This is a genomic window from Lysobacter sp. CC-YZS074, from assembly GCF_056739745.1.
On sequence record NZ_CP200301.1, the window covers coordinates 2965854 to 2990828 of the forward strand.

Annotated in this window: 21 protein-coding genes; 11 read left to right on the forward strand and 10 right to left on the reverse strand. The window is 67.5% G+C overall.

Features of this window, described 5'->3' with window-relative positions; genetic code table 11:
• Nucleotides 1–4 precede the first annotated feature (4 nt).
• The 3 genes from U8331_RS13490 to U8331_RS13500 all read left to right on the forward strand — a co-directional run bounded on the left by U8331_RS13490 (nt 5) and on the right by U8331_RS13500 (nt 3853).
• The gene (locus U8331_RS13490; RefSeq protein ID WP_481131520.1) at nt 5–1882 is read left to right on the forward strand and encodes a DUF885 domain-containing protein; all 1878 of its coding nucleotides are present in this window, start codon (nt 5–7) and stop codon (nt 1880–1882) included.
• A gap of 136 nt (nt 1883–2018) precedes the next feature.
• Nucleotides 2019–2459 carry a DUF2231 domain-containing protein gene (locus tag U8331_RS13495; protein WP_481131521.1) on the forward strand — a complete coding sequence of 147 codons (441 nt, stop codon included), beginning with the start codon at nt 2019–2021 and terminating at the stop codon, nt 2457–2459.
• On the forward strand, nt 2456–3853 hold the full coding sequence (locus U8331_RS13500; protein WP_481131522.1) for a PQQ-dependent sugar dehydrogenase: 1398 nt from the start codon (nt 2456–2458) through the stop codon (nt 3851–3853). Before U8331_RS13495 ends, U8331_RS13500 begins: the two co-directional genes overlap by 4 nt.
• Nucleotides 3854–3859: 6 nt before the next feature.
• On the opposite strand, the gene U8331_RS13505 is transcribed toward U8331_RS13500, so the two are convergent.
• Nucleotides 3860–4627 (reverse strand): SDR family NAD(P)-dependent oxidoreductase, encoded by a 768-nt coding sequence (locus tag U8331_RS13505; RefSeq protein ID WP_481131523.1) that lies wholly within the window; start codon nt 4625–4627, stop codon nt 3860–3862.
• Between the two features lie 117 nt (nt 4628–4744).
• Between U8331_RS13505 and U8331_RS13510 the strand changes: the two genes are divergently transcribed.
• Together U8331_RS13510 and U8331_RS13515 are read left to right on the forward strand one after the other, a co-directional pair.
• The gene (locus U8331_RS13510; RefSeq protein WP_481131524.1) at nt 4745–5644 is read left to right on the forward strand and encodes a LysR family transcriptional regulator; all 900 of its coding nucleotides are present in this window, start codon (nt 4745–4747) and stop codon (nt 5642–5644) included.
• Between the two features lie 227 nt (nt 5645–5871).
• Nucleotides 5872–6303 (forward strand): hypothetical protein, encoded by a 432-nt coding sequence (locus U8331_RS13515; RefSeq protein WP_481131525.1) that lies wholly within the window; start codon nt 5872–5874, stop codon nt 6301–6303.
• A gap of 207 nt (nt 6304–6510) precedes the next feature.
• Here the strand turns inward: U8331_RS13515 and U8331_RS13520 are convergent, their stop codons facing one another.
• The 6 genes from U8331_RS13520 to U8331_RS13545 all read right to left on the reverse strand — a co-directional run bounded on the left by U8331_RS13520 (nt 6511) and on the right by U8331_RS13545 (nt 16924).
• Entirely contained in the window at nt 6511–6777 is a 267-nt protein-coding gene (locus U8331_RS13520; protein WP_481132997.1) for an MliC family protein, read from the reverse strand.
• A gap of 217 nt (nt 6778–6994) precedes the next feature.
• Entirely contained in the window at nt 6995–8863 is a 1869-nt protein-coding gene (locus tag U8331_RS13525; RefSeq protein WP_481131526.1) for a DUF885 domain-containing protein, read from the reverse strand.
• Nucleotides 8864–9250: 387 nt separating this feature from the next.
• Nucleotides 9251–11440 carry a metallophosphoesterase gene (locus tag U8331_RS13530; protein ID WP_481131527.1) on the reverse strand — a complete coding sequence of 730 codons (2190 nt, stop codon included), beginning with the start codon at nt 11438–11440 and terminating at the stop codon, nt 9251–9253.
• Between the two features lie 29 nt (nt 11441–11469).
• Nucleotides 11470–14268, reverse strand: a complete 2799-nt coding sequence (locus tag U8331_RS13535; RefSeq protein ID WP_481131528.1) for a TonB-dependent receptor — start codon at nt 14266–14268, stop codon at nt 11470–11472.
• 189 nt (nt 14269–14457) lie between these two features.
• Entirely contained in the window at nt 14458–15264 is an 807-nt protein-coding gene (locus tag U8331_RS13540; protein WP_481131529.1) for a hypothetical protein, read from the reverse strand.
• A 58-nt stretch (nt 15265–15322) separates the two neighbouring features.
• On the reverse strand, nt 15323–16924 hold the full coding sequence (locus tag U8331_RS13545) for a S41 family peptidase (protein ID WP_481131530.1): 1602 nt from the start codon (nt 16922–16924) through the stop codon (nt 15323–15325).
• 161 nt (nt 16925–17085) lie between these two features.
• On the opposite strand from U8331_RS13545, the gene U8331_RS13550 reads away from it, so the two are divergent.
• The 5 genes from U8331_RS13550 to U8331_RS13570 all read left to right on the forward strand — a co-directional run bounded on the left by U8331_RS13550 (nt 17086) and on the right by U8331_RS13570 (nt 20053).
• Nucleotides 17086–17673 (forward strand): pesticin C-terminus-like muramidase, encoded by a 588-nt coding sequence (locus U8331_RS13550; RefSeq protein WP_481131531.1) that lies wholly within the window; start codon nt 17086–17088, stop codon nt 17671–17673.
• On the forward strand, nt 17670–18383 hold the full coding sequence (locus U8331_RS13555) for a hypothetical protein (protein ID WP_481131532.1): 714 nt from the start codon (nt 17670–17672) through the stop codon (nt 18381–18383). The genes U8331_RS13550 and U8331_RS13555 overlap by 4 nt, the downstream gene beginning before the upstream one ends.
• A 10-nt stretch (nt 18384–18393) precedes the next feature.
• On the forward strand, nt 18394–18774 hold the full coding sequence (locus U8331_RS13560) for a T6SS amidase immunity protein Tai4 family protein (protein ID WP_481131533.1): 381 nt from the start codon (nt 18394–18396) through the stop codon (nt 18772–18774).
• A 256-nt stretch (nt 18775–19030) separates the two neighbouring features.
• Nucleotides 19031–19612, forward strand: coding sequence for a TetR/AcrR family transcriptional regulator (locus U8331_RS13565; protein ID WP_481131534.1), 582 nt, complete (start codon nt 19031–19033; stop codon nt 19610–19612).
• 123 nt (nt 19613–19735) lie between these two features.
• Nucleotides 19736–20053 (forward strand): DMT family transporter, encoded by a 318-nt coding sequence (locus U8331_RS13570; protein WP_481131535.1) that lies wholly within the window; start codon nt 19736–19738, stop codon nt 20051–20053.
• A 155-nt stretch (nt 20054–20208) separates the two neighbouring features.
• On the opposite strand, the gene U8331_RS13575 is transcribed toward U8331_RS13570, so the two are convergent.
• From U8331_RS13575 to aceE, 3 genes are all read right to left on the reverse strand, one after another.
• On the reverse strand, nt 20209–20853 hold the full coding sequence (locus U8331_RS13575) for a hypothetical protein (RefSeq protein WP_481132998.1): 645 nt from the start codon (nt 20851–20853) through the stop codon (nt 20209–20211).
• Nucleotides 20854–21005: 152 nt separating this feature from the next.
• Nucleotides 21006–21275: a hypothetical protein gene (locus U8331_RS13580; protein WP_481131536.1), complete on the reverse strand. Its 270-nt coding sequence runs from the start codon at nt 21273–21275 to the stop codon at nt 21006–21008.
• Nucleotides 21276–21485: 210 nt separating this feature from the next.
• Nucleotides 21486–24191 (reverse strand): pyruvate dehydrogenase (acetyl-transferring), homodimeric type, encoded by a 2706-nt coding sequence (aceE, locus tag U8331_RS13585; protein WP_481131537.1) that lies wholly within the window; start codon nt 24189–24191, stop codon nt 21486–21488.
• Nucleotides 24192–24494: 303 nt separating this feature from the next.
• On the opposite strand from aceE, the gene U8331_RS13590 reads away from it, so the two are divergent.
• Nucleotides 24495–24947 (forward strand): REP-associated tyrosine transposase, encoded by a 453-nt coding sequence (locus U8331_RS13590; protein ID WP_481131538.1) that lies wholly within the window; start codon nt 24495–24497, stop codon nt 24945–24947.
• Nucleotides 24948–24975 lie beyond the last annotated feature (28 nt).

Below are 24975 nucleotides of genomic sequence, written 5' to 3' on the forward strand. Positions count from 1 at the left end.
CCTGATGAAAAAACTGCTGTTGACGCTCTGCCTCGCTGCTGCCCTTCCCACGGCCATGGCGGCCGACCGCATGCCGCAGGACAACAGCTCGGCGCGGGAAGCCGCGGCCGACGCCCGCCCGGGCAGCTTCCACCGGCTGCTCGACGAGCTGACGGCACGCAGCATTAACAGCAATCCCGAGCTGCGGAGCATGCTCGGCCTGTCCGACGACGGCGTGGGCGACCTGTCGCACCGGATGAACGACGTGTCGCTGCCGCGCCGCGAGGTGCTGCGCGCGGAGATGGAAGAAGGGCTGGAGGCGGTCACTGCGTTCGATCGCCAGGCGCTGGTCGGCCAGGAACGCTGGAGCCATGACCTGGCGACGTGGTTCTACCGGACCCAGATCGACCTGATGGCGTTCGACTGGTCGCCGGCGTGGCTGCCGGCGGGTGCGTCGGTGTATGCGGTCGACCAGCTCTTCAGCATCCCGGTGTCGATCCCGCAGTTCATGGAGAACCACCACCGGGTGGTCGACGAGGATGACGCGGAGAACTACATCGCCCGGCTGGGGGCGATCGCGACCAAGCTCGACCAGGTGGGCGCCAATTTCGACATGCAGGTCGGGCACGGCGTGGTCCCGCCGGAGGTCGCGCTCGAAGGCGCCGCCGCGCGGATCCGCACGCTGCTGGCGCCCGAGCCCGGCGCCAGCCTGTTCGTCGCCGCCCTGCGGCGGAAGCTGGACAAGGCGCCGGGCATCGACGCCGCACGGCGCGCGGCGCTGCTGACCGAGGCCGAGGAGGCCGTCCGCACGCACACCAATCCCGCCTACGCACGACTGCTTGCACGCCTCGACGAGGCGCTCGCAAAGCACCCCGGCAATCACGGCATGTGGGCGCTGCCCGACGGCGACGCGTACTACGACGCCGCGTTGCGCTGGAACACCAGCACCACGCTGGACGCCAACGCCATCCATCGGATCGGCCTGGACGAAGTGGCGCGGATCGAAGCGCGGATGGATGCGCTGCTCGACGCGCAGGGCCTGACCGAAGGCACGGTCGGCGAACGCGTGGTGGCGCTGGCAAAGGATCCCCGCTACGCCTACGAGGACTCCGACGCCGGCCGCGCGGAAGTGATCGCCGACATCGAGGCCGCGCTCGACCGCCTGCAGCCGTACGTCCCGCGGTACTTCGGCCGGGTGCCCGAACAACCGCTGCAGGTGAAGCCGGTGCCGGCGCACGCGCAGGCCAGCTCCCCCGGCGGCTACTACTACCCGCCGGCGATGGACGGCTCGCGGCCGGGTACGTTCTTCATCAACCTCGGCGACATCGCCTCCAACACGCGCTGGAGCCTGCCGACGCTGGCGTACCACGAAGGTTCGCCGGGCCACCATTTCCAGATATCGCTGGGCCAGACCCTCACCGACCTGCCGCTGCTGCGGCGCAGCCTCAACCCGAGCGCGTTCACCGAGGGCTGGGCGCTGTACGCCGAGCAGCTGGTCGCCGAGATGGGACTGTATGAGGACGACCCGCTGGCCGACCTCGGTCGCCTGCAGGCGGAGATGTTCCGGTCGGTGCGGCTGGTGGTCGATACCGGCCTGCACCGCAAGCGCTGGACGCCGGAGCAGGCCGTCGCCTACATGGTCGAGAAGACCGGCATGAACCCCGGCGAGGTGCGCAACGAGGTCAACCGCTACCTCGTGCAACCCGGGCAGGCGTGCTCGTACAAGATGGGCCACCTGAAGATGCTGGAACTGCGCGAGGACGCCAGGGCGCGGCTGGGCGAGCACTTCGACATCCGCGCCTTCCACGACGTGGTGCTCGGCAACGGCGCCCTGCCGCTGCTGGTGCTGGAGCAGGTGGTGGACGAGTGGATCGCGTCGGTGGAGGCGGGCACCGGGCGCTAGTCGCCGCGGGCGCGGCCAGGAGGCGCCATGGGCTCCGTGGGGCGGCTGCAGCCTGTCGAAGACGGAATTCGCCTTCGCCTCCCGTCCACTCCGGCTGTGATGGGGTGGTCGTGTTCAGTCCCGTCAGGAGAGAGGCATGGCTGCCGCCACGTTCGAACGGACCCGCCTTCGGGCGGTCCACCCGATCCACCCGCTGCACGCGGTCCTGCTCGCCGGGAGCGTCCCGTTGTTCCTCGGTGCGCTGCTGACCGATTGGGCGTACCGCTCAAGCCAGCAGATCCAATGGAGCAACTTCGCGTCGTGGCTGATCGTCGGGGCGATGGTGCTGACCGGGATCGTGCTGGTGTTCGCGATCGTCGACCTGTTCCGCGCCGCGCGGCGCGGTGGACGCGCGGTGCTGTACTTCATCGTCGTGCTGGCCACGTTCGTACTGGGCTTCATCAACGCGCTGGTCCACGGCCAGGACGCGTGGGCGATCATGCCCGAGGCGCCGGTGCTGTCACTCGTGGTGTTCCTGCTGGCGTGCGTGGCGACGTGGCTGGGGTTCTCCGCCTACCGCGCGGGAGGTGCGCCATGAACCGCTCGATGCTGTGCGCGGGTGTCGCCGCCGCGATGGTGCTGGCCGGCTGTGGCGGCAACCCGCCGGCGCAGGAATACGGCGCCAATCCGACGCTGCCGGAGCCCGACCGCGGCCTGCTGCCGAGCATGGTGATCGCCAACCCCGGCGAGTGGGGCGACCGCCGCCCGGTGGTGCCCGACGGCTATAGGATCACCCCGATCGCCACCGACCTGATGATTCCGCGGCAAACGCTGGTGCTGCCCAACGGCGACATCCTGGTGGCCGAGGGGCGCGGCGGCAACGCGCCCAAGCTCAAGCCCAAGGACGTGATCGCCGGCCCGATCAAGGCCGCCGGCACCACCTCGGCCAAGAGCGGCAACCGGCTCACCCTGCTGCGCGATGCCGACGGTGACGGCACCTACGAGTTGCAGACCGTGTTCGCCGACAACCTTGATGCGCCGTACGGCCTGGCGCTGATCGACGACGCGATCTACGTCGCCAACCAGGGCGAACTGGTGCGCTTCGATTACCGCGTCGGCCAGACGGAGGCCAGTGGCGAGCCCGAGTCGGTCGCGATGCTGCCGTCGAAGATCAACCACCACTGGACCAAGTCGATGACCGCCAGCCCCGACGGGCGGTTCCTGTACGTCGGCATCGGCTCCAACAGCAACATCACCGAGCGTGGCATGACCGCCGAGGTCGACCGTGCCCTGGTGTGGCAGATCGACGCGCAGACCGGCATGCACAGGCCCTACGCGACCGGCCTGCGCAACCCGACCGCGCTGGCGATCAAACCCGGCACCGATCAGCTGTGGGCGGTGGTGAACGAGCGCGACGAGCTCGGCCCGAATCTCGTGCCCGACTACCTGACCTCGGTGCGCGAGGGCGGCTTCTACGGCTGGCCGTACAGCTACTGGGGCCAGAACGTCGACCCGCGGGTGATGCCGCAGGACCCGGAGAAGGTCGCCTCGGCGATCGTCCCGGACTATGCGCTCGGTTCGCACGTGGCGGCGCTCGGGCTGGACTTCTCCTCCCCGGCGATGGGGGAGGAGTTCGCCGAGGGCGCGTTCGTCGGCGAGCACGGCAGCTGGAACCGCAGCGACCCGGTCGGCTACAAGGTGGTGTTCGTGCCGTTCCGCAATGGGGAGCCGGCCGGCGACCCGGTCGACTTCATCACCGGCTTCCGCGTCGACGGCAAGACCTACGGCCGGCCGGTGGGCGTGACCGTAGACCCGCGCGGCGCGCTGATAGTCGCCGACGATCTGTCGAACATCATCTGGCGGGTGACGCCGGAGACACCCGTGGCACCGGCGGCGCCGACACCGCCGCCGCAGGCTGCCGCGCAGGACGGCGCGTCGCCGGAGGAAACGACGCCCGCCGGTGAAGGCGCGTCCACGCCGCCGGTGCCCTGAGTCCGTTCAGAGCATCATCCCGCCCGACACCTCGATGCGCTGGCCGGTGATCCACTGGTTGCCGTCCGACAGCAGGGCCGCCACCGCCCCGCCGACGTCGTCGGGCAGGCCGACCCGGCCCAGCGCGGTGGCTTCGGCGATGTGCGCGTTGACCTGCGCGTTGTCGCGCACCAGACCGCCGCCGAAGTCGGTTTCGACGGCGCCCGGCGCGATGGTGTTGACCCGGATGCCGCGCGGCGCGAGCTCCCTGGCCATGTAGCGGGTCAGCACCTCGATGCCCCCCTTCATCGCCGCGTACGCGGCGTAGCCCGGCATGCTGAACCGGGCCAGGCCCGATGACGTGTTGACGATCCGTCCGCCATCGGCGATCAGCGGCAGCAGCGCCTGGGTCAGGAAGAACGTGCCCTTCAGGTGGACGGCCGCCAGCTCGTCGAACTGGGCTTCGGTGGTTTCCGCGAACGGCACCTGCGCGCCGGTGCCGGCGTTGTTGACCAGGTAGTCGAAGCGCTCGCGCTGCCAGGTCCCGGCCAGCGTGCTTTTCAACTGGGCCGCGAATGCCGCGAAGCTGCCGGCGTCGGCGAGGTCGAGCCGAAGCGCCACCGCCTGCCGGCCGAGCGCCTGTATTTCAGCGGTCGTGGTGCGGGCGGCATCGGCGTTGTCCTTGTAGGTCAGCACCACGTCGACGCCGTTCCCGGCGAGTTTCAGCGCGCTGCTGCGCCCCAGGCCACGGCTCGCGCCGGTGATGAGCGCCACGCGTCGGGTTGATCCGGTCATTGTCGGTCTCCTGTTTCGGGGGGAATGAAGCCACGCGGGTACTGTGCGCAATTCATTGGTGGCGGATAAACACGCGTGAAGTGACATCACTGTTCTCATCGGGAGTACAGTCCGGCGATGGAACTCAATGACCTGCGTGTGTTCGCCCGCGTGGCCGAGCTGGGGAGCTTCACCCGGGCCGCCGAGCAGCTGGGACTCGCCAAGAGCCGCGTCTCCACCGTGGTGCGGCAACTGGAGGCGCGGGTGGGCGCGCGGCTGCTGCAACGCACGACCCGGCACGTGCGGCTGACCACCGACGGGGAACAGTTCCTCGATCGCTGCGGCCAGCTCATCGCCGACGCCGAGCAGCTGCAGGGGATGTTCCGCCCAGCGGCGAGCGGACTGCGCGGCCGCCTGCGGGTCGACATGCCGAACGTGCTCGCCCGCGACCTGGTCATCCCGCGTTTGCCGGAGTTCCTCGCCAGCCACCCGCAACTCGAACTGGCGATCAGCACCACCGACCGCCACGTCGACCTGGTGCAGGAAGGATTCGACTGCGTGCTGCGTGTCGGTGCGCTCGCCGATGCCGAACTGATCGCGCGGCCATTGGGAGTCATGGCCATGCGCAACCTCGCCAGCCCCGCCTACCTGCGGGCGCACGGCGTGCCCACCTGCTTGGCCGACCTCGACCATCACCGCGTCGTCCACTACTCGACCCGGCTCAGCCCGCACGGTGCCAGCTGGGAGTACTGCGATGGCGACACGGTCCTCCAGCACCCGGTGCGCAACGCGATCATCGTCAACGGCACCGAGGCCTACAGCGCGGCCTGTCTGGCCGGACTCGGCCTGATCCAGGTGCCAGTGCCGGGATCGCAGTCGCTGGTCGACGCGGGGCGGCTGGTGGAGGTGCTGCCGGAGTTCACCGCCGCGCCGATGCCGGTGTCGCTGGTCTACCCGCACCGCCGCCAGCTCGCGCCGCGGGTGCAGGCGTTCCTGCAGTGGATCACGCAGGTGGTCGAGCCGTACCTCGCCGCTTAGCCGCGCCGCCGGCCCCCGGTACAGGCGGGCTTCAATCCGGATGGAGAAGGCATCGCGCCCTGGGGAAGGCCCCCGACTGCCGATTCCGGCCAGGGGGAGCGACATGGGGCGACAGGGAAAGATCGTCGAGTGGAGCCACGCGCGTGGTTCCGGTTTCGCCATCCGGAACGGAACAACCCGTTGATGGACGGCGACGGGGACCCACGTCCATGCGGGCGCGAGTGCCAGTGAACGGGGGCTCGGCGCCGCACGGGCGATTGCGGGTGGCGGTGGTGGGTTACGGCACGGGCGGGCAGACGACCGGCGTCGACTGGCCCTGGCCGGACGAGCTGCAGCAGCGTTACATCGGCGCGCGACGGATGGTCGGGATGCTCCCCGTTGGTACGCGGCCGGATGATCCCACGCCACGGCTGAGTTTCTTCTGGAGCCTGCCGGTGGCGGAAATGAACCGCGCCGGGGTCGACGGACCGGCCTGCCGCAGCGGCGTCGGCGAGGTCTGGCCGGAAGCCATGCAGTGCCTTGCCGGAACGGCGATGGATGCCGCGGGCGACACGCGCCTGCGGCTCAAGGTGGAGCCGGACGGGAGCGCCTCGATCGAGTTCCTCGACGCGGAAGGCAACGTGACCGGTGCGGTGACGCCGGAGACGCTGAAGAAGTGAGCGAACGGGTCCCCGCTCCCGGTCGTGCCGACAGGGAGCGGGTGAACCCGCCACGGACGTCACGTGGCAGCGCCGCCCACACGGGCGAGCGCGCGTCGCTGTGCCACCGGATCTCGTTCTAAAAGCGCCTTCATCCGCTCAAGCGGCCGCTCACCGAACCGAGACTTCCGCACGGGCTGCGACCCGGAATGGATGGTGGCCGCGAGGCTATGGCCCCGGCCGGCACACCAGCGGGTGGCCACGGAAGTCGACGCGGGCCACGCCCTGGTGTTCCCAGAACTCGACGCCGTTGCCGATGTAGCGCGCGCCGCTGGCCGCGACCGCCGGGAACACGATCGCCCGGTCGCCACCCCAGGTGAGGACGGCCGCCTCGGGGTCCAGATCGTTGTAGAACACGGCGGTGAGCGGCCGGCTGTCGCCGTCGCAATGGAACGTCACCGGTGCTGGCCCGGCGACGCCGCTGTCGAGGTGCATCTGCACCCGCCGCGTCCTCTCCGCCTCGGGCATGCACGGGCGCGGGGCGCCCGCGTTAGAACACTCCGGCGCGTTTCCGCCGTGCGCCGGATCCGCCGGGCGCGTACTGCACCCGGCGAGCATCAACAGCACAGGCAACAACATGGTGGCTTTCATGACCGGTCTCCGGGTGGAGCGGCCGGCAGCCGCCCCACCCCCAATGGCCGTCGCGGCCTACTCAGGCCTTCTTCTCGTCCTCGATCCACTGGTCGATCTTGCGCTCCAGCAGGGTCAACGGCAGGGCGCCGCCGCCGAGCACGGCATCGTGGAAGCGGCGAATGTCGAAGTCGTCACCCAGTTCGGCTTCGGCCTTCGCGCGCAGCTCCTGGATCTTGAGCATGCCGATCTTGTAGGCCGTCGCCTGGCCCGGCCAGGTGATGTAGCGGCGCACTTCGGCCTCGATCGCCTCATGCGGGACCGAGCTGTTCTCGGCGAAGTACTCGACCGCCTGCTGCTGGGTCCACCCCTTGGCGTGCATGCCGGTGTCGACCACCAGGCGGATCGCACGCCACATCTCCGAGGTCAGGCGGCCGAACTCCGAATACGGATCGGCGTAGGTGCCCGGCATCTCGCGCGCCAGCCACTCCGCGTACAGGCCCCAGCCTTCGGCATAGGCGGTGAAGCCGGCCTGCTTGCGGAACTCCGGCACGCCTTCCAGCTCCTGCGCGATGGCGATCTGCATGTGGTGACCCGGCAGGCCCTCGTGGTACGCGATGACCTCCAGCTCGGTCTTGGGCATCGCGTTCATGTCGGACAGATGTGCGTAGTACACGCCCGGGCGGCTGCCGTCCGGCGTGCTGGGGTAGTAGTGCTGCGCGGCGCCGTCGACCTCGCGGAACGGCTCGACCCGCTTCACGACGAGGTCGGCCTTCGGCAGGAGGCCGAAATAGTTCGGCAGCTGCTTCTTGATGGTCGCGATCGCCTTGGTCGCGTCGTCGAGGTAAGCCTGCCGGCCGGCGTCGGTGTTGGGGTACCTGAACTGCGGATCGGTGCGCATGAACTCGAAGAACGCCTTCAGGTCGCCCTTGAAGCCCATCTTGTCCTTCAGCGCCTCCATCTCGCCGCGGATCCGGGCGACCTCGTCCAGGCCGATCTGGTGGACCTGCTCCGCGGTGAGGTCGGTGGTGGTCGAAGCACGCAGCCGCTGGGCGTAGTACGCGGCGCCGTCCGGGTGGGTGGTGCCGACGCCGGAGGGATTCTCCAGCGCATTCGGCAGGTCGGCCTTGAACCACGCCAGCACCTCGTCGTAGGCCGGCTTCACCGCCTCCAGCAGCGCCGCGCGCGCTTCGGCCTTCAGCTCTTCCGCGCGGGCGGCGTCGATCTTGCCGGCCTTCACCAGCGCATCGGCCTTGGCCTGCGCGTCGGCCCACAGCGCGCTGTCCTCGCCATCGGTGAACGGCGCGCCGGTAATGACCTTGGTGCCCTGCTCGATCACACCCTCATGGGCGAAGCGCGGCGGGCGGATGCCGAGCTCGGCCGAATGCCTCACGTGGTCCATCAGCTGCCCGAACGCGCGCGGCACCTCGCGCAGGCGTGCGATGTAGGCGGTGTAGTCGGACTCTTCCTCGACCTTGTGGAAGCTGATCAGGAAGGTCGGCAACTGCGACTGCATGCCGCCCATCTGCTCGAACGGATAGCCGTGGTCGGTGAACCGGTCGGCCGCCTGCGCGGCCTTCGTCTGGTACTCGAACAGGTCCCACGACAACTTGGTGGCATCACTGAGCGCGTCGTAGTCGAACGTCGACTTCATCTCCTCGAGCGCCGCGACCTGCCAGGCCAGCTGCCGGTCGGACGCCTCGCGCGACATGTCGTCGAGTTCGGAGTAGCGGTCCTTGCGCCCGAGGAAGGTCATCTGGATCGGGCTGAACTGCAGTTGCTCCTCGTACTTGCGCTCGAACCACGCATTGAGGCGCGCGTCTTCGGAGGTGGCACCGGCCTGCGCGACGGTGGAGGTCGGCTCGGTGGCGGTGGTGCCCGTCGGCGCGGTGGTGGCACACGCGGTCAGCAGGGCCAGGGACAAGGCGGATAGGACGAGGGTGCGGCGCATGGCGGCTCCGGGGTTGGATGGGAGCGGGGCTCCCGGACCGGTCGATGATGCAGCAAGGCCCGCCGGGGCACGTAGGCCATCAGTACCGGGTGTGTTGCCCGTCACGGCCAACAACAACTGGAAGAACGCATCCCGGGTCCGGCTATCCTCCCAGGCTGCATCGCACTGAGCGTTACGAATCCTGATGAAAGCGCTGATTTCCGCAATCCTGACTATCACCCTCGTGGGCCTGTGCATGCCGTCACCGGCCTCCGAGGCGCCGGGGCCGCACAACAGTCGGCCCATGAAGTCATGATCGAAGAGCCGGGCAAGATGCTGGTCACGCTGGTGCAGGATGTCCGCCCCATCGCCGAACACGCTGGCGACGTGGCGCCCCGCCCCTGACGTCTATCGGGATTTCACTGGAACGCCGACCTCAGACGACGAAGGTTTGTCCGACAGGTCGATCAGTTCGTCGCACTTCAGGTCCAGCAGAACGTGTTCGGATGGTGCGCCTGCGACCAACTTCTGCAGGATCGCCATCAGCGGCTTGAAACGCGCCTGCACCACGTCGCCGAGGGTGTTGGCGTTGCTGACGCGCTCGCCGTGCATAACCAAGCGCGCATCGGTCTGCTGCAGGACGCGGGCGAGCAGCCGGTAGTGGGCCATTCGCTCGTCGGAAATGTCGGCGAATGCGAGGTCACCGGCATTGGCCAGGCGCACGAAGTCACCGACCAGTTCGAGCGCCCGCCATTGGCTGAGATCTTCCAGTGGCGGGCCGTTGGCGCGTGCCAGCGCACGCGCCTTCGCTTCGGCGGCGGCGAGGTCGGCGACAAACGCGGAGCCGGTCGCGCTGCTGGTCGCGGTGCCGGCTGGGATGCTGTCCCCCGCGTCGGACAGGCAATCGAAGAACGCCGCGGAAAGGCCGCCCCGCGCGCCGGTGCGGGTCAGCTCCTCCAACGTGACGTCCGTCCGTAGCTGCGACAGCACCAGTAGGTCGGCGCCGGTCAGCGGACCCTTGACGAGTTCGCGCATGTCGCAGTGCCAGTCGTCCTCCAGCAGGCGCAGCCGCACCAGCTCGCCGGCATAGCGATGGGTGAAGTCGCCGTAGCTGGTCGCATCCAGGATGGACAGGTCCCATGGCGCCGGCTCTGCGCCGCTATGTCGCGCGTAGGCATGCTCGGCGCGATAGAGGTCGAACAGTTCGTCGAAGCGCGGCACGTCGTCCAGCCGCACCGTCTCGATCTCGATCCGGTCGCTGCCGTCGAGCGTCATCAACTTGTAGGCCGGCACATAGGCCGCCAGCGAGGGCGTCTGGATATTGAACAGTGCAGTGTCGCCACCGTAATCACGCACGGCCGTGTCGTTGAAGTGCATGTGGCCGCCGACGTGCACCTTCAGCCCGGTTTCGGCCAGCGCGCGGGTGGTGTCCTCGTCGGGGCGACGCGCCAGCTGCATCGCGCCCGCCCCCAGCAACGCGGCGATATCGTCCGAGGCGCCGTTGTAGAACTCGGCCATCGGGAAGTGGCTGAACGCGACCACCTGTTTGCCCCGCGCCTCGCCACGGGCGAGCACACTGCGCAACCACCCGATCACGTGCGGCTTGTGGCGGAGCATGGCGTTGTAGCCCTGGTTGCCCGATCCGGTAAAGTCGTTGGCGCCGGGGCCGGTGGGCACGTAGACGTTGGCGTCCAGCCCGACCAGCCAGACGCCCTCGACCGGTTCCACCACGTACGAGGTATCGGTGACCGTCTTGCAGTAGGTCTGGCAGATCTCGTATTGGCGGTTTGCCCAGTCGGCCTGCTCCAGCGCCGTCGGGTAGTCGTAGTCCTCGTAGCCGTAGGTGCTGTAGGGCGTTTCGTAATAGAGGTACTGCGGCTTGGGCATGAAGCCGTGCTGCGCCAGCGCCTGCGTGATGCCGGCGTAGCCCAGGTGCCGCACTTCCTGCGTGCAGTAGCTCGCGCCCACCCGGGCCCACTCGCCGGCATAAGGCGTGCTGCAGTCCGCGTTGCCGCCGCGGCTGTAGACGGGTTGCGGAAAGCCCGTTGCGCCGGTGGCGGGGTCGTGGCCGAGGTAGTCGTCCTTGCCGCCGGCCCGGGCGAACGGACGCACCGGGTCGTGGTTGCCCGGCGCGGCGAAGAACTCGATGCCGTGCCTCGCCGCGTAGTCGTCGAGAATGCCCGCGAGTCCGCGCATGTGGACCGGCTGGCCGTCATCGGAGAAGTCGCCGGGCAACGCGATGAGCTTCACGCCGCGCGCGACCGCGTCGTCGAGCGCGGCGATGAACGCGAAGTAGTTCTCGTTGAACAGGCGCGTGGACGTCAGCTGCGCCTGCATGGTGCGGATGGTGGCGTTGCGGCCGTTCAGGGGGTTGCGCACCCCCGGGAACGACCCGTCCTGGAACTCCGCGTAGACATCGTGGAAGTGGATGTCCGGCATGAAGGCGATCCGCACCGGCGCGGCGGCCGGCGCGGGCGGCAGCGGTGCAGCCCCCTTGCGCACCGCCTGCCGCCCGCCCTCCCCGGCGGCACAGGCCGCCAGCAGCACCGCCAGTGCCGGCACCGCCAGCGCATGGCCGAACCACATCCAGACCTTCATCGAGCCCACGGGAACGCGCGGCTACCGGGTCAGAAGTCGACCCGCACGCCGAGGCTGAGGCGACGGCCGGACAACTCGTACATCGTCGGGAACGACGGGTCCATGGTGTAGCCGGTGGTGGCCTCGTCGGTGACGTTGATGCCCTTCAGGCTGAGCTTGACGTTGTCGGTGAGCCAGTAGCCCAGCGAGATGTCGGTCTGGCCGTACCCGTCGCGGTAGATCGGGTACATGTTGTAGCCCAGGCTCTCGACGTACTCGTCCTTGTAGTTGTACGACACGCGCGCGTCGAAGCGCTCGTTGTCGTAGTACAGGGTGAAGTTGTAGGTCTGCTCGGCCAAGCCCGGCATCGGCGTCCTGATGCCGAGCGACGACTCACCGGCGAGCGAGCTGTCGAGCGAGGTGTAGTTTGCGTTGATGCCGAAGCCGTCCAGCGAGTGGTGCAGCATGCCCAGCGGCAGCTGCGCGATCAGCTCGAAGCCGTCGACGTCGTAGGAACCGGCTGCGTTGATCGGCTGGTAGACGTCGAAGTCGTAGTAGCCGGCCAGCGTGCCGTTGGCGTTGTACACCGCCACGTCCTCGACCACGCCGGTCAGCGCGTTGATGACCACGCCGTCGATCTTCTTCTGGAAGTACGACGCCGCCAGCAGGCCGCCGTTGTCCAGGTACTTTTCCAGGCCGATGTCCCACTGCTCGGCCGAGGTCGGCGCCAGGTTGGGGTTGCCGTCGGTGAAGCGGAACGAGCTCCAGCTGGCGGTGCGCTTGTAGGCCAGGTCGCTCAGCGCCGGGCGCATCATCGCCTCCGACGCGGCGGCGCGCAGCAGCAGGCCGTCGGACAGTTCGGCCGACAGGTTCAGGCTGGGCAGCACGTCGGAGTAGTCACCCTTCTGCGACACCGGATCCTCGGTAAAGCCCGGGGTGCCGTCGGGGTTCTGGATCGGGTGGTAGCCGAAGGACACCACCGAGGTGTCGACGTAGCGTGCGCCGGCGTTGACCGACACCGGCACCCGGCCGAGGTCGAACGCGAAGTCGGCCATCGCGTACAGCGCGGTGGCTTCCTCGTCGACGCGGTAGTACTCGCCCTCGTCGAACGGGGTGTGGAAGCCGTCGTAGCGGAAGGTGTCGCGTGCGTAGTCGTTGGACACCTGCCTCCACGCCAGGTCGCGTGCCTCGTACTCGCCGCCGGGGACGATGTCGCTCACCCACTCCAGTTCGCTGTCGGCCAGGGTGCGCTCGCCGGCCCACGACTCGTCGCCTTCGCCCGGCCCCTTGATGTTGAGCTCGCCGCGGTGGCGCTCCTTCGACTTGTCGGTATAGCGCGCGCCGAACTGCACGTTGTGCAGCGCCGGGAAGAACGCCAGGTCCAGCGCCTTGCGGAAGTTCACCTGCGCGGCGTACTTGTCGTCGGTCACCTTCTCCAGGCTGGTCTCGTACGCCTCGAAGATGTAGCTGTCGGGCGCGTCGTACATGTCGATGGTGGCCGGGTCGTCGCTGGGGATCGTCTCGCCGCCGTTGCCGGTCCAGCGCGTGCGCGACGGCGCGTAGGCCACGTGCTTCAGGTTGGCGTAGTCCAGCGTCTTCTCCGCGCCGGAGTAGCCGACCATCGCATCGACCATCCAGCTGTCGCCGCGCCAGTCGAGCGCCGCGCTGTACTGGCCGTAGTCGCTCCGGTTGATGCGCTCCTTGCTCAGGAACTCGTGCTGGGTAGCGGTGTAGGACACGTCGCGCAGCACCACCATGCCGTACTCGGACAGGGTGGTGGCGTCGTACTCGTGGATGGTGTCGAGCGTGCTGCGGCTGGACGCCGAGTAGGCCGCGGCGTCGTACTCGTCCTCGGTGGTGTCGTAGCCGCCGACCATCGCGTCGAAGGTCAGGCTGAAGGCGTTGCTCGGCCGGTACTGCAGCGCCGCGGTGGCGCCCCACTTGTCCTGCTCGTTGATGTAGATGCGGTCGCCGACCTTGTCCTGGAAGATGATCAGGTCGGTCTCGTCGGTGTTGGAGGGGTCCTGCACCACGATGCCGGCGTCGCGCTCGAGCACCTCGGCCGCCTGCGCCGCACGCTCGCCACCGGCGCCGAGGAAGCGCGACATTGGGCGGAAGTTGATGCCCGAGTTGGCATCGGTACGGTTGGTGCGCTCGGCCTTGGAGAACGACACCAGCGCGCCCCAGTCGCCCCAGGTGTCGCTGGCCAGGAACGAGAACTTGGGATCGGTCTCGCCGGAGATGGAGTTGTGCGCGCCCTCGGCGGAGAACGCCAGCTTGCGCTCACTGTAGTCGAACGGACGTGCGGTCGAGATCTTGACCGAACCGGCGATGCCGCCCTCCTCGTCGGAGGCGATGGGCGACTTCTGCACCGTCACCTGCTGGATGATCTCCGAGGCGAACATGTCGAACTCGACGTCGCGCCCGCCGCTGCCCGAGGCCGTGGCCAGGTCGTTGATCGACACATGGGTGTAGTCGGACGGCAGGCCGCGGACGTTGACCGCGGTACCCAGGCCCTTGTTGCGCTCGATGGTCACGCCCGGCATGCGCTGCAGCGCCTCGGCCAGGTTCTGCTCGGGGAAGTCGACCACGTCGGTGGCGACGATCGAGTCGGAGATGCCGACGTTGCTGCGCTTGATGTCCACCGCCTGCTCGAGGCTGCGGCTGTAGCTGCCGGTCACCTGGATGGCGTCCAGTTCCGTCGGTTCGGCCGCGGCGTCCGTTTCGCTCTGGGCAAGCGCCTGCAGCGGCACGGATGCGATGCCGACGACCAGCAGGCCATGGATGATGCGGCTCAGCGGCCGGCGTTGCGGCGCGGAAACAAGGGCGGCGCGAATGCGGTGCGACATGCTGTTCTCGTGGTTGCGTGGGGGTCCGCTGCAGCGGCCGACCTGATCCAACCAACGAGGGCGCGGATCAGCTCGGCATTGCTGAGCCCGCGCAGGCTACGAAGGGAATGTGACGTTAGGATTTCGTGAAGTGCCGGCCCCGCCGATCCGCCACACAGGGACAAACCGGCTGCACTCCTCCGCCGGCGCTCAGTCCTTCTCGAGCTCGGGGCCTGCGAAGACGGCCGGTCCCTTCCACACCAGCACCACCAGTCCGGCCGCACTGAACAGGAGGCTGACCGTCGCCGCCAGGCTCTTTGTCAGAAGGATGGCGTTGAACTGGGCGGGATGCTCGAGTGCCGTATAGACAGCGCCGGAACGGCTCAGGCTGACTTCCCCGGCGACGAAATCCTCGATGGCGCCGAGCAGGCACATCACCGACACCATCCCCATCAGCGCAACCGCCGTCAGCCCTTGGAAGCCCTTCATGCCGGGAATCCGGTACTTCGCCGAGAGCCACGCAATCGCCGCCAGAAGCAGCGTCAGGACCAGGACCACGATAAGCACCGGATGACCGGACCGGGCTGCGACGCTCTCCCGGTATCCGGCCAGTGCAGGGTCGTACAGGGTGACGTCCGCCGCGAAGCCGCGGTACGTGAGTGGTTCGTGCCCCGCCGAGATGAACATGACCGCAAGCAGCAGCTCCAGGACTGGCGCCAGCATCAGGAACACCAGGCCGACCTTGAGCATCCACGCCCGCGCCTTCCGGTAGAGCAGCTCGTTGTCACGCTCATCGTAGTGGTCCACCAGCAACGACACCCCGGCCGTGCAGAACAGCATTGACGAGAAAGCAATGAAGAGGGTCGACACGCCGGACAACAGGATGCCGCCGCGCCTGGTCGGGATGTACGTGTAACCGATGGCCAGTTGCGCCACGCAGTAGGCCAGGACGAACGCCGAGCAGAGGATGACGAGGAGCCGCAGCTTCGCCGAGTACTTGTTGGGTTTGTGCTTCATGCAGCGGTGCCGCTCCCCCGAGTCTCTCCATGGCGCGCGAGTTCAAGAGCACCGGCCATCAAGGCGCGACGCCGGATGAATCAACCGGTTCCAGAGCCGCCTTGAAGTGCATCGTCACGTTCCGCGTGAACACATCCTCGAACCCGGTGTAAGGCAGCGGACTGGATTCGAGAACGGCGGCCCGGATCGACTGGCGAAAGCCCTCGTCTTCCGGGCAGGTCTGATCGAGCGTGACGTCGAGGACCTCGCCCCCGGGCAGCTGCCGGACATGCGTTTTGCAGGACTCCAGGGCCAGTGCGCCTTCGGGGTACACCCATTGGGCGATGACGTGGGCCTGCAGCGCCCTCGCGTAGCGCGTCAGCTGCGCCTCCGCAGGAGAGTCCGCCGGCGGCGCGACCGGTGGGATATCGGCGAGGCCGTGGACGACCATGGCGGCGTGGACAACCAGGGGATCGACCGCTTCTGCTGCGGGCGCGTGATCTTCCGCCTGCGGCATTGCAGCGCTGCCTGCACCGACATTCCGCGGTATCGCCGCGAAGCCCCTGACCGGAGCGATGGGTTCCGAGAGCACCGTGCGGGCAGCCCGGTTCGGCGACGCCGTGGGTTCGTAGTCCGGAGTGACTCCAACACCGTTCAGCGGATGCCCATTGAGCCGGAACACTTCCGCGATCGTGAGCGACAGCCAACCATGACGGCGCGGCCCCTCGGTTCCCGCATCCAGGTCGACCGCGTTCTGGATGGTGCCGCGGCCGAACGTCTGCTCGCCGAGCACGACCGCGCGGTTGTGGTCCTGTAGCGCGGCCGCCAGCATCTCCGCGCCTGCGGCCGTCCTGCGGTCCACGAGGACACCGAGCCTGCCGTCCCACTGGCGCGCCACCCTTGAGCTTTCGATGCTGAGCCGCCCGCCCGCCTCGCGGATCTGCATCACCGGCACGCGCCCAAGAAGCAGCCCCGCCAGATCAAGGACTTCGCGCAGGGCTCCGCCTTCGTTGCCACGCAAGTCCAGCACCAGAACCTCGATGCTTTCCCGCCTGAAGCTGGCGAGGGCATTGGAGACTTCCGCACTGACGGCGTGCTGCGCCGGGTTCAGGTGGGCAACGCTGATGACCCCGATACGCTCCCCGCCCGCCTCGACCACGGTTGAATGGACTGGAGAGACTGGAGGGACTGATTCGTCCGCGGTGGAACCGGGCTGCGCCGGCGCCGCGACCAATGGACTTCTGTAATAGCCTTCGCCATCGCTGGTGCTCACATAGGCATTGAGGAACCGCTCGAATATTTCGTTCCTGTCCTGCGGTTCGCTACCGGCGTCCTTGCGGGCTGCGGCGATCTCGTAGATCGGCTCGAGCGCCCCACGTTTGATCGCGCTGTCGAGCTTGTAGCGATGTTTTTCGAGCGCCTGCAGATCCGCTGGTGCGAAGAGCACGTCATCGGGATCGAGCGCCTCCACGTATGCGTCGAAAATCTCGTTCGAAAGCGCGTCATCGAGTGAGCGGGGGCGATAGGCGTGGCGTGTATCCGAGAGCAAACCGTGGGCCAGCTTCGCGGTGGTCGCACGGTCCTTCTCGGACGAGTCCTTTGCGTGGGCCGATATCGAAATCGCGCCAAAGCAAACGACGCTCGCCAAGCCGAGCGCCATGCTGATGATCTTCGCGTTCATAACACCACTCCCCAGTAGTGCCGGCAATATACCAACGCAATTCCTGCCGCCTCCTGCATGAAGCGCGTCGCGTCGCCGGCACCGGGGCAGGTACCATCACCCCATCCGCAGCGGAGACTGCGCCCCGGGATGCCCCGCATCCCACGTCATAAGGAGATGACATGCCCAACCTCATCGATTACGCCTTCCTGTCCGCCCGCGAAGGTGGCCGCAAGCTGGACGGTTACGTTCCCAATGCCCGGGGGAGCGGAAGCGGCGTCACGATTGCCACGGGTTTCGACCTCGGCCAACGCCGCAAATCCGAACTGGTTGCGCTCGGACTCCCACATCGACTGGTCCAGCAGCTCGAACCCTACCTGGGCGCCAAGCGCCGGGACGCGACAAAGCTTCTGGCAGAGAAGCCGCTGCGGATCAGCGCCGGCGACGCGTTGCTTATCGACAGGGCATTCAAGCACCGGTTCGTCATCCAACTGGCCTCCGACTACGGCGCATCGCACCTAAACACCGACAGGACCGGGTTCTTCGACCTGCCCGCCGAGGCCCAGACGGTGATCGCTTCGGTGGCCTTCCAGTACGGCGACCTGTCCAGCGCCGCGCCTCGATTCTGGCGAGCGGTGTGCCAACAGGACTGGCGAGGCGCCGTCACCGAGCTACGCAACTTCGGTGACGACTACGACTCAAGGCGGCACCTGGAAGCAGACCTTCTGAGCGGGATCCTTACCGCGCCCGTCGTGGAGCTGGCCCGATGACCGCCGCCCCTCGCACCCTGCTGGCAGCCGCACTGCTGACGCTGTCAGCGTGCGCCTCCACTGGCAATGTCGCACCGACCGTACAGATTTTCGATGAAGACCTACGCCGGGCTTTCGAGAACTTCGAACAGACCATGTCGGAGCCGAGATCGCCCTTGGCACTGGGCTCCGGCGCGACCATCTCGACCTGCCGCGATTACCTGCAGCACTCGGCGCGGCTCAACCGCGGCGGGCCGGACCAGATGCTCGCCCTGCAGGAGTACGTGGTCTGCGATTCGGTCGAGCTGCTGCAGCGCGCGCACCCCGTCCGCAAGACCCGTATTGATGCCGGCACGGCGATCGCCACCCGGCTGGACTTCCGTACCTTCCCGTCGTCCCGGGGTCCGCGCACCAGCGATGAAGCCTTCTCATTTCAGTCGCTGGTCGACGCCCCCCTCGTGATCGAGCCGAACGCTGCCATGCTGGATTCGGAAGAGTGGTACCTGCGAATCGAACGGGTTGCGGCCGCCGATTTCGACCTGAATGGCCAAGAGGATTGGCTGGTCTGGATCGGCGACGACTCCCATGTCGGCACCTACCAGACCTTCCATGCCCTGCTGATCCACGATGTGACGGCGGCTGGCCCTCTGGTCGGCACATCTGTTCCTTGCCGGCTCGGCAGAGACGGCTCTTGTGAGGGCAGCCAGCTCAACTCAATGCGGGATGATTGAGCTCTTGTTGATGAAGTCGGTACAAGCTGCCGTCGTCGCCTTGCTCACTGCTGCCTTTTCCACCAGCTGCGCGACGACGGGGACACTCGCACCCATAGCTGCCGGTGACAACAACGAGGCGAGCCTGCTGACCCGCTACACGCTCAGCCAGTGCCTCGCCGCCGCCTACCCCGATACCGACATAGCTCGCGATGCAAGCGCCGCGGCGGGGGGTTATCTGGAGTTCGGCAGCCTGCCGATCGAAACCTACCAAGAGGCAACCGCGCTGGCCCGCAAGGCGGCCGCGCGCACCTACATCAGCAAGCACGGCGAACCGCTGCACGCGATGAAGTGTCTCGAGTTGCTGGGAAGCGCCGAGCTTGAAGGGCTGCTGGACCGCAACATCCGCTGAAGCTGCAGGCGCAGCGGCACTCGTCCGCGGCCGTCGCAGTTCATGCGGTGGATGGAGCGGCAGGGCTGACTGCTGGGGCAATGCGACAAGAGGCCGGAACAACCCGATCGGGTTTGCCCGGCCGACTTGAAGGGCTTCCGAGGCGGTCTACGTGCCGCCTTGATTGCCCACTATCATCGCCGCAGTCCAGCTTCCGGTTTTTTCCAATACGTCTGTATTCGTATAAAGTACGGATACAGACGTATTGGAATATTGTATGGGCAGGCCGAAGACTATCGACCGACAGGGGGTCCTCGACGCCGCTGAGTCCGTGATTGCCACAGATGGCGCAGGCGGCCTGACTTTCGAGGCCGTCGCCAAGGCGGCGGGCGTCACCAAGGGCGGTGTGCAGTCCTGTTTCGGGACAAAGGAAGCCCTGATCGAAGCCCTTCTTGAGCGTTGGGGCACTACCTACGATGCGGATGTGGCCCGCTTGGCAGGGCTTGATGCCACGGCCGAGGCTCGCGTCCATGCGCACATTCAGACGACCGCCCAAGCGGATGATTCCAGCTCTGCTCGTTCTGCCGCTTTGGTTGCGACGCTCTTGCAGTCGCCCCAACACCTGCAGTGGGTCCGTAAATGGTACGCGGCACGCTTCAGTGAGCTTGATGCAGTCGACGAACCTGCTGCCCTGAATGCCCGACTGGCCTTTCTGGCCACGGAGGGGCTCTTCTTCCTCCGGCATTTCGGACTCATGCCCATGAGCCGGCAAGCGTGGGACCGGAACTTTGCTGACATCGAGCACCTCGTGACCACGAAACGAGTACGCCGCACGGTCAAGAAAACGGTGCGCTCTTGAGACACTCTTTCCGTTGCTCGTGATTGGGACCGGCGAGACCTGCCAGACAAGCCGCAGCGCCGCTCGATTCGTTTCGAAACCGCTGAACTACTCACCGCCACAACGGCACTAAGGGAACAAATCATGAGCTGGGTCTATCTCGTCCTTGCAGGACTATTCGAAATCGGCTGGCCGGTTGGCCTGAAGATGGCGCAGAACGCGGAGACGCGTTGGTCCGGCATCGGTGTCGCAGTGGGCTTCATGGCAGCCAGCGGCTTCATGCTGTGGCTTGCCCAGCGGCAGATTCCGATCGGAACGGCCTATGCGGTGTGGACCGGCATCGGTGCAGCGGGCACGTTCTTGGTTGGCGTGCTGTATTACGGCGACCCGACGTCGATCGCTCGCTATCTAGGCGTGGCCTTGATCGTCGCTGGAGTCATCACGCTCAAGGTTGCGCACTGATCATTGCGTAACCGCCCTTGGGCCATCCCGCCACGTCCGCTTTGGGTCGGAAGCTGCCCGAACAAACAAAAACGGCGGCCACGCGGCCGCCGTCTTCTTCTTCCGCCATCACCTTGGTAGGCCTTTACTGGCCAGCGGGCCGTGCACCCCATCGATCAATCACGCTCGGCACGGCTCTCCACGAACTCCGGGAAAGTCTCCGCCAGCGGTGCCTCGTCGGGCAGGATGTAGAACACCCCGCCGCGCTCGAACGTCGGGCTCACAATCCGTTCGTAGAACTTGGGCGAGACGTTGATGCAGCCGTGACTGATGCGGTTGTCGTCGGGCTTGGGCGATGCAAGGCGTTCGGCGCGCCGCTCGGCCGGGACGCCGGTCGCGGTCGGGTGGATGGAAACCGCGGAATCGTAGTCCACCCACAGCACGCGCCCGGCATCGATGGACGGGCCGAAGCCGCCGACGAAGCGACCGGCCGGCGTCGTGCGGTCCCGGCCCGGAATTTCGCGAAGCGCGAGACCGGCGACGCCGGGAGCGCTGTGATCGCCGACCGCCGAGCCAAAGAGCGCGGGTGCCGCGCCGCGGAGCCGGCCGTCGCCGCCGAACACCAGGATCTGCGCAGCCGCCTTGTCCATGATCGCGAACGGATAGCCCTGGCTGTCACCGCTTGCGACCACCCAGCCCGCGAGGTCGGTCACCGTGTCGGACACGTCCTGGCCTCGCGGAAGCTGGTCGACGGCGGCCACGGGTTGCTTGGAGGCATCCTCGGCAGCGGCCACGCCGAAGCTCGCGAACGCCAGCGCCAACAGCAGCGCGCCGCGGGCGGCCCTCATTGCAGGGGGTATGCAGGTGCGGATGGGACGGCTCCTTGGAGGTGGGCGGAGTGACAAAAGGAGACCGGTGGCCAGCAAGGCCACCGGCTCCAGATCAAGCGGTGCGTCGGGACTTGCGCAAACGACTAGCCGCGCGGGTTCCGACCCCGTGCCGCTTCAAGCTGCTGGACGCGGCCTTCGATCTGATCCAGGCGCTGGTTGGCCTGCTGCGCGGACTGGTTGGCGGACTCGGCGCTCTGGGCCGCGCTCTGCACCCGCGTGTCGAGCTGATCGAGGCGCGAGTTGATGCCGGCAAACTCGTCGTCGTAGGTGGCGCAGCCGGCAAAACCCACGGCAGCGACGAGCGCCACGCCGAGCGTACGCGCGGTCCTCAGATGTTGCTTGGTCAGGAACATTGCACCTCTCCTTCGTCTGGGGTCTGCGGAATATAGCGGCCTTTTTCCTGAAGCCATGTCCTCGCCTTCAGCTGGCGTTGGCTACGTGGATAGGAGGTGAAAACGGGGCGGATCGTGCGCGTTCTGGAACGTATGCCCGCTTCGAAGCGAGAGCAGACCCTACGAACGAAAACGGCGGCCAGATGGCCGCCGTGTTCCTGTTTCCGGACCTCAAACCGAAATCGGATTCGGCTTGTCCGTTTCGATTTTGTACTCTTTGATCGCCCGCGCCACATCCTTCGCCGCCATCTTCCCTTCCGCCGCCAGCGCCGCGATCGCGGCATGCGCGATATGGAACCGGTCAACCTCGAAGTGCGAGCGCAGGTTCGCCCGCGTGTCGCTGCGTCCGAAGCCGTCGGTGCCCAGCACGGTGAAGTGCATCGGCACGTAGGCGCGGACCTGCTCGGGGTAGGCGCGGATGTAGTCGGTGGCGCAGACCGCCGGGCCCTGGCGGCCGTCCAGCAGGCTGGCGATGTACGGCTTGCGCGGGGCCTTGGACTCGGGATGCATGCGGTTGTAGCGCTCGGCGTCGGCGCCGTCGCGGGCCAGCTCGTTGAAGCTCGGGCACGACCAGATGTCGGCGGTCACGCCGAAGTCCTTCTCCAGCAGCTTGGCCGCCTCAATGGCCTCGCGCAGGATGGTGCCGCTGCCCATCAGCTGCACGCGCTGCTCGCCCTTCTTGGCCTTGCCGGCGTCCTTCAGCAGGTACATGCCCTTGATGATCCCCTCGGCGCTGCCCTCGGGCATGTCCGGGTGGGTGTAGTTCTCGTTCATCAGGGTGATGTACCAGTACTCGTCGACCTGGTCCTCGAGCATGCGCTTCATGCCGTGCTGCAGCAGGGTGACCACCTCGTAGCTGAAGGTCGGGTCGTAGCTGCGCACGTTCGGGATCAGCCCGGCCTGCATCATGCTGTGGCCGTCTTCGTGCTGCAGGCCCTCGCCGTTGAGGGTGGTGCGGCCGGCGGTGGCGCCGAGCAGGAAGCCGCGCGCGCGCATGTCGGCGGCCTGCCAGGCGGAGTCGCCGATGCGCTGGAAGCCGAACATCGAGTAGTAGATGTAGAACGGCAGCAGCTGCAGGTTGTTGGTGCTGTAGCTGGTGGCGCAGGCCATCCAGCTGGCGAAGGCGCCGGCTTCGGTAATGCCCTCTTCCAGCACCTGGCCGGCGGCGTCCTCGCGGTAGTACATGAGCTGGTCGCGGTCGACCGGCTTGTACTTCTGGCCCTTCGGCGAGTAGATGCCGAGCTGGCGGAACATGCCCTCCATGCCGAAGGTGCGGGCCTCGTCGGCGACGATCGGCACGCAGCGCGGGCCGACCTGCTTGTCGCGCAGGGTGATGTTGAGCGCCTGCACGAACGCCATGGTGGTGCTGATCTCGCGCTCGCCAGTGGACTTGAGCAGGCGGTCGAAGGTCTCGAGCTTGGGCGCGGCGATCTGCTCGCTGGCCTTGCGGCGGCGCTGCGGCAGGTAGCCACCGAGTTCGGCGCGGCGCGCCTTGAGGTACTGGACCTCCTCGGAGTCTTCGCCCGGGTGGTAGAACGGCACCTTGCCGTCGGCCAGCTGCGCGTCGGTGACCGGCACGTTGAAGCGGTCGCGGAAGATCCGCACCGACTCGTCGTCCATCTTCTTGGTGCCGTGGGTCGGGTTGAGCGACTCGCCGGCCTCGCCCATGCCGTAGCCCTTGACGGTCTTGGCGAGGATGACGGTCGGCATGCCCTTGGTGTGCACGGCCTCGTGGTAGGCGGCGTACACCTTGTGCGGGTCATGGCCGCCACGGTTGAGGCGCCAGACGTCCTCGTCGCTCATGTTGGCGACCAGCTGGGCGGTCTCCGGGTATTTGCCAAAGAAGTTCTCGCGGGTGTACTTGCCGCCGAACGCCTTGCAGTTCTGGTACTCGCCGTCGACGGTTTCCATCATCAGCTGGCGCAGCTTGCCGGAGGTGTCGCGGGCGAGGAGCGGGTCCCAGTAGCTGCCCCAGATGGTCTTGATGACGTTCCAGCCGGCGCCGCGGAAGCTGCCTTCCAGCTCCTGGATGATCTTGCCGTTGCCGCGCACCGGGCCGTCGAGGCGCTGCAGGTTGCAGTTGATGACGAAGACCAGGTTGTCGAGGCCCTCGCGGCCGGCGACCGAGATGGCGCCGAGGGACTCGGGCTCGTCGGTCTCGCCATCACCGAGGAAGCACCAGACCTTGCGGTCGGTCTTGGGCATCAGGCCGCGGCCTTCCAGGTACTTCCAGTTGCGCGCCTGGTAGATGGCGGCGAGCGGACCGAGGCCCATCGATACGGTCGGGGTCTGCCAGTAGTCCGGCATCAGCCACGGGTGCGGGTAGGAGCTGAGGCCGTTGCCGCCGGTTTCCATGCGGAAGCAGTCGAGCTGCTGCTCGGTGATGCGGCCTTCCAGGAACGAGCGGGCGTAGATGCCCGGCGAGCTGTGGCCCTGGATGTAGAGCAGGTCGCCCGGGTGGTCTTCGCTGGGCGCGCGCCAGAAGTGGTTGAAGCCGACGTCGTACAGGGTCGCGCCGGAGGCGAAACTGGCGATGTGGCCGCCGAGGTCGCCGGGCTTGCGGTTGGCGCGGACCACCATCGCCATGGCGTTCCAGCGGATGATCGAGCGGATCTTCCACTCCATCGCGGCGTCGCCGGGGCTCTTGGCCTCCAGGTGCGGCGGGATGGTGTTGATGTACTCGGTGGTCGGCGCGAACGGCAGGTGGGCGCCCGCCCGGCGGCTGACCTCGACCATGCCCTGCAGCAGCGAATGCGCGCGCTCGGTGCCGTCACGGGCGATGACCGCCTCGATCGACTCGATCCACTCCTGGGTCTCGGTGGGGTCCGGGTCGTTCTGCAGCAGGTCGGTGAACGGGCTTTCGTAGGTCGTGGTCATGCGCCTCGCGGCCCCATGGCCGCGCCTCGTAATGGGGGTGGAGAGATTGCTTCGATTCTATCAGCGGGGGTCGCGGCGGGGCTGGCCCGGGCTGGCGGAATGGGGATGCGGCGGCGTATGGGGCGAAGGTGGGCCTTTGGTGCTTTTGTAGGAGCGGCTTCAGCCGCAATCGTGGAATCGGCGCGGGCGAACGATTGTCGGATCGCGGCTGAAGCCGCTCCTACAACGGCACGGGGCATTTGCTGACGGGGCGCGGGCAACCTGCTGATACCTGCGCCGACGCACCCGCCCCACCCTGCCCGCATGGGACACGCCCGCCTGCGCATCGGCCGCCATTCGCTCAACGGCCAGATCTACCTGGTCACCTTCACCACGGCCGATCGCACGCCGTGCTTCGACGACTGGGACGTCGCTGCGGAAGCTTGCCGGGTCATGTCGGCCGCGCCGTCATGGCAGCGCTCGCGGTTGCTGGCGTGGGTGCTGATGCCGGACCACTGGCACGGGCTGGTGGAGCTTGGCGGATTCGACTCGCTGCCGGCCTGCATGGGGCGGCTGAAAGGCCGCAGCGCGCGGATGCTGCGGCAGGCGCATCCGGGGGTCGGGGCGTCGGTGTGGGCGCCGGCTTACCACGACCGGGCGTTGCGGGCGGAGGAGCAGCTGGTGGACGCGGCGCGGCATGTGGTGATGAATCCGGTGCGCGCGGGGCTGGTGCGGCGGGTGGGGGATTACCCGTTCTGGGATGCGGTCTGGGTGTGACGGCGCTCTTGTCGGGATGTTGTAGGAG

Bases quoted from the DNA above. Each gene is read 5' to 3' on its own strand.
- U8331_RS13490 (WP_481131520.1), top strand. From the start codon at position 5: ATGAAAAAACTGCTGTTGACGCTCTGCCTCGCTGCTGCCCTTCCCACG.
- U8331_RS13495 (WP_481131521.1), top strand. From the start codon at position 2,019: ATGGCTGCCGCCACGTTCGAACGGACCCGCCTTCGGGCGGTCCACCCG.
- U8331_RS13500 (WP_481131522.1), top strand. From the start codon at position 2,456: ATGAACCGCTCGATGCTGTGCGCGGGTGTCGCCGCCGCGATGGTGCTG.
- U8331_RS13505 (WP_481131523.1), bottom strand. From the start codon at position 4,627: ATGACCGGATCAACCCGACGCGTGGCGCTCATCACCGGCGCGAGCCGT.
- U8331_RS13510 (WP_481131524.1), top strand. From the start codon at position 4,745: ATGGAACTCAATGACCTGCGTGTGTTCGCCCGCGTGGCCGAGCTGGGG.
- U8331_RS13520 (WP_481132997.1), bottom strand. From the start codon at position 6,777: ATGCACCTCGACAGCGGCGTCGCCGGGCCAGCACCGGTGACGTTCCAT.
- U8331_RS13525 (WP_481131526.1), bottom strand. From the start codon at position 8,863: ATGCGCCGCACCCTCGTCCTATCCGCCTTGTCCCTGGCCCTGCTGACC.
- U8331_RS13530 (WP_481131527.1), bottom strand. From the start codon at position 11,440: ATGAAGGTCTGGATGTGGTTCGGCCATGCGCTGGCGGTGCCGGCACTG.
- U8331_RS13535 (WP_481131528.1), bottom strand. From the start codon at position 14,268: ATGTCGCACCGCATTCGCGCCGCCCTTGTTTCCGCGCCGCAACGCCGG.
- U8331_RS13540 (WP_481131529.1), bottom strand. From the start codon at position 15,264: ATGAAGCACAAACCCAACAAGTACTCGGCGAAGCTGCGGCTCCTCGTC.
- U8331_RS13545 (WP_481131530.1), bottom strand. From the start codon at position 16,924: ATGAACGCGAAGATCATCAGCATGGCGCTCGGCTTGGCGAGCGTCGTT.
- U8331_RS13550 (WP_481131531.1), top strand. From the start codon at position 17,086: ATGCCCAACCTCATCGATTACGCCTTCCTGTCCGCCCGCGAAGGTGGC.
- U8331_RS13555 (WP_481131532.1), top strand. From the start codon at position 17,670: ATGACCGCCGCCCCTCGCACCCTGCTGGCAGCCGCACTGCTGACGCTG.
- U8331_RS13560 (WP_481131533.1), top strand. From the start codon at position 18,394: ATGAAGTCGGTACAAGCTGCCGTCGTCGCCTTGCTCACTGCTGCCTTT.
- U8331_RS13565 (WP_481131534.1), top strand. From the start codon at position 19,031: ATGGGCAGGCCGAAGACTATCGACCGACAGGGGGTCCTCGACGCCGCT.
- U8331_RS13570 (WP_481131535.1), top strand. From the start codon at position 19,736: ATGAGCTGGGTCTATCTCGTCCTTGCAGGACTATTCGAAATCGGCTGG.
- U8331_RS13580 (WP_481131536.1), bottom strand. From the start codon at position 21,275: ATGTTCCTGACCAAGCAACATCTGAGGACCGCGCGTACGCTCGGCGTG.
- aceE (WP_481131537.1), bottom strand. From the start codon at position 24,191: ATGACCACGACCTACGAAAGCCCGTTCACCGACCTGCTGCAGAACGAC.
- U8331_RS13590 (WP_481131538.1), top strand. From the start codon at position 24,495: ATGGGACACGCCCGCCTGCGCATCGGCCGCCATTCGCTCAACGGCCAG.